Below are 3,969 nucleotides of genomic sequence, written 5' to 3' on the forward strand. Positions count from 1 at the left end.
TCGACGGCCACTTCAGTCCAGTTGCCCCAGCCTGCGGCGGGGATCGTGGATGAATAGGAGTTTCCGCCGCAGTAGGCCCAGAGCCATGCGCCGCTGGTGGCACCACCGACGGTGTAAGCGGACAGGCGGTAGGTGCCGTTCGCCAGGCCCGAAATGGTCTGGTTGGTGTTGGCGGTGTACGACGCGCTGGAGGACCAGTGAGTCAGTCTATCGCCACTGCGACCGCTGGACTCGGTGTACTGGGCCGCGGCATCGTCGTCTAGCGTCCAACCGCTGGTGCCGTTCTCGAACCCGGGATTGGTGATCAGGTTTTGTGCATAAGAATGGGAAGAGAAAGCCAGCAACGTGGGCAAAAATAATAAAGGCGTTGCGAGCTTCAAATTCTTCAGACATCTACCTCTTATCTTTATATCGAGAGTCATAATTGGATCTCCGATTAAGAGTGAATGATAATTGAGCCCGCGTTGGCGGGCTCTACTACTTCACGAAACGCGCCAGGAATCAGCGCAAGTAGTTGATAGCGCCAATGTTATTTCGGCGAATTTCATCAACAATCATTTGAGCGAACAGCTCCGCGCCCATTTCGTTTGAGTGCGTCTTGTCGTTGTCGACAAAGTAGGCTTGTGCCGAAGAGCGACCGATACGTTCGACCCACTCACTGGTAAGTTTCATCAGATCGATTAGTGGAACATTATGCGCATTGGCGATACCAATTAGCTCATTGCGAATGTTCAGGTTTCCCCAGATGTGCTGATTGGATAGGGGGTCGCCGGTATTTCGTATCATCGGAGTGATCAGGACTGGAGTGGCCCCTCTGTCGAGAATCGCCGTGACCATATTCGTAATGCGTGAGCGATAGAGCGATGCGGAAGTGGTCTTGTCATTGTGGCCCAGCTGAATCATCACCCAGTCACCGGCTTTCAGGCGAGCGTTTATCCTGTTCCACAGACTGCCTCCGTCGGTCCGAAAGGCCTGGGTGCCTTCCCCGGAGTCGGCATAATTGGAAACTGATATGTCGTCGTTAAAATAGGCTGGAATAAACTGCCCCCACCCGGAATATCGAGAGGCTGGCGAGGCAAACAGTTGAGGGCTCTGATCGGATACGGTCGAGTCCCCTGCAATAAACAAAGTTCTAGGATTGTTCACCGGGGTAAAGGTGAGTGAGGTCAGGGCATTGCTTCCTTCTCTAATACGAAGGTTCAGCCCTTCAGTGCCATGATCGGATTGATAGGGTTCGCCTTCCGGATCGCGAACATTCACCATAAACTCCACGCATCGGGCATCTGAGGTGCTTTGCTGGGGGGAGGCATACATTCGCCGCCGTGACTCGGCAAACACTTCGAGTTCACCGTTGTATCCAGCGTCGAACTCCATGGCCACACGGTAGTCACCAACACCGCCTCCCAACAGGCAGACGGCCGGATCGCCGTTACAGGAAAACGATGAACCGGAATCGCCTTCGCCGCAGTCACCGGAGCTGTCTCCGCAGCTCAGCGCTTGAGGGCTGTCGCCAGTCACGCTCAGCGAGTCGATGTTGCCCAGCCCAGCGCCGGAGGTGCCCTCCAAGCGAATGGAATTCTCACCCGCCCTCAGGACGATTTCTGCACTGGCAGACGTCCAGTTGGTCCAGGAGCCGGTGGAGGGAAAACCCTCTATGGCTTGGCTTGAGCCGTTCACCCGAACGTCGCCGGGTCGATTGGCCGAGCCACCGTTCGCATAGCGCCACTCCAGCGTATAGTTGCCGCTGCTCGGTACATTGACGGTCCAGTTCACGCCGTTGCCTGTGGCGTTGTCGGTGTTGGCGAAACCACTGCCGTTGAAGCCAGAGTGGTTGGTGTCGATGGAGCCATCCACGCCGCATAGGCCGTCCGCTTCCTCGATCACGACTGTGGTGGGCTCGCCGCCCGACACCCGTTCAAATACGACGTCGTCGATACTGGTCCACTCGCTGTCCTCGGTGGTGATACCGATCTGACAGCTGCCGCCACTCACTTCAATGCCCTCGACGGCCACTTCAGTCCAGTTGCCCCAGCCTGCGGCGGGGATCGTGGATGAATAGGAGCTTCCGTCGCAGTAGGCCCAGAGCCATGCGCCGCTCGTTGCGCCGCCGACGGTGTAAGCGGACAGACGGTAGGTACCGTTCGCCAGGCCCGAAATGGTCTGGTTGGTGTTGGCGGTGTACGACGCGCTTGAGGACCAGTGGGTCAGGCGATCACCACTGCGACCGCTGGGCTCGGTGTACTGGGCCGCGGCATCGTCGTCCAGCGTCCAACCGCTGGTGCCGTTTTCAAACCCGGGGTTGGATACCAGATTTTGCGCATAAGAATGGGAGGAGACAGTCAGCAAGGTGGAGAAAAGCACGAAAGAGATTGCCGACTTCCAGTTCTGAAAAAATCTAAACCTTACATCTATATAGGCAGTCATAATGTACCTCCGGTAAGGGCTGAGAAAAGTGAGCCCGCTTGCGCGGGCCCACTTTCTTGTCCGTACAATAATTTACTGACAGTTACCGCTGGTGAGGTACGGGAAGGCCCTCTTCCCGGGCGATGTCGGCATACGCGTCCATGGACTCGGTGGTTCTATACACGTTGCCGTCAAGCCAGAAAATCCTTCTGTCGCCAAAGGCGTGCGGCTCCCAAAGGAAGGCGCCCCAACCCATGCCGTTTGGCAGGTCAAACCGGAAGGTGTCATTGACCAGCTCCCGGCGGTTGTCCGAGTATTCGCAACTCATCACCGGTTTACCCGTGGTATCGATGGAGTAATTAAACATATCCTCCCAGTCGTCACCGTTGTTGGTGGTGCCGTAGGTCGAACCGCATATCACGTCCGCATCGATAGTCGGATTTTCCCAAACAAACAACCTGTCGATCCAGGAAGCGAAGTCACCGTCCGGGCGCGGCCGGCCGTGATGGGCCACCGTGATGATATCGGGATCGGTGTCCCGCACGGCGTCGAAACAGGCGTTGATGATACCGGAGAAGCCGGCCCAGTCGTTGAATGAGAAGCCCGACACGTGCGTGTTGTTCTCGTTGCCACACTGGACCATATCCGGCTTCACGCCTTCCGCCACCATCTGGTCGAGCACGCCCTTGGCGTAATTGTAAGAGGCTGAGCTCATTTGCGAGACGCTCATGCCCTCCCACGCCGAAGGTCTGTGCTGCTCACCGATGGATGCCCAGAGATCACTCAAGTGGAAATTCAGGAAGATGCCCATTTCCTCGGCCTTGACCCGCTTTGCCCACTCGATAGTATGCGCGGTGTCGGCCCAGTCTTCATCGGCGGGTGCACCGGAATAGTTGTTGTGAGCATAACCTCCGGGGCATCCCGGACAGACAAAGGTACGTATGCGAATAAAGTTGAAGCCGTGGTTGGACAGGATCGTCTCAAGGGGTTGGGTCTGCCCATTGTCGCTGAAGGTCCGGCCGATATACTCGTGTTCCAGGAGCCAGGTGACGTCGGCACCGATAATGTAGTCGGGCAGGAATATGTCGCTATTATCCGGTGGGTTGCTGCCGCCGCAGTCGACCGCCTGCGGGCTGTCGCCGGTCACGGTCAAGGAATCGATATTGCCGAGCCCCGGGCTGGCGGTCGCCTGCAGGCGGATCGTATTCTCCCCAGCACTCAAGACAACTTCCGCGCTCGCTGACGTCCAGCTGGTCCAAGAACCCGTCGCGGGGAAATCCATCATGGCTTGGCTCGAGCCGTTGATCATTACGTTACCGGGCCGGTTGGCCGAGCCGCCGTTCGCGTAGCGCCACTCCAGCGTATAGTTGCCGCTGCTCGGTACATTGACGGTCCAGTCAACGCCGTTGCCCGTGGCGTTGTCGGTGTTGGCGAAACCACTGCCATTGTAGCCCGAGTGGTCGCTGTCGACGGAGCCATCCACGCCGCATAGGCCGGCCGCTTCCTCGATCACGACCGTGGTGGGCTCGCCACCGGAGACCCGTTCAAACACGACGTCGTCGATAC

General features: G+C 57.7%; 3 protein-coding genes. All 3 read right to left on the reverse strand.

Annotated features, from left to right (window positions below; translation table 11 throughout):
• On the reverse strand, positions 1-353 hold a 353-nt coding region (locus G547_RS21820), incomplete at its 3' end, for a hypothetical protein (protein WP_211224582.1).
• 148 nt (positions 354-501) lie between these two features.
• Positions 502-2,424 carry a GDSL-type esterase/lipase family protein gene (locus G547_RS22815; RefSeq protein WP_051235598.1) on the reverse strand — a complete coding sequence of 641 codons (1,923 nt, stop codon included), beginning with the start codon at positions 2,422-2,424 and terminating at the stop codon, positions 502-504.
• Between the two features lie 82 nt (positions 2,425-2,506).
• A partial coding sequence (locus G547_RS22820; RefSeq protein ID WP_157209911.1) for a glycosyl hydrolase 53 family protein occupies positions 2,507-3,969 on the reverse strand: 1,463 nt, incomplete at its 5' end.

This window comes from Marinimicrobium agarilyticum DSM 16975, assembly GCF_000423345.1.
Taxonomy (GTDB): Bacteria; Pseudomonadota; Gammaproteobacteria; order Pseudomonadales; family Cellvibrionaceae; genus Marinimicrobium; species Marinimicrobium agarilyticum.

Coding starts and splice junctions, on each gene's coding strand:
- G547_RS22815 (WP_051235598.1), bottom strand. CDS start 2,424: ATGACTGCCTATATAGATGTAAGGTTTAGATTTTTTCAGAACTGGAAG.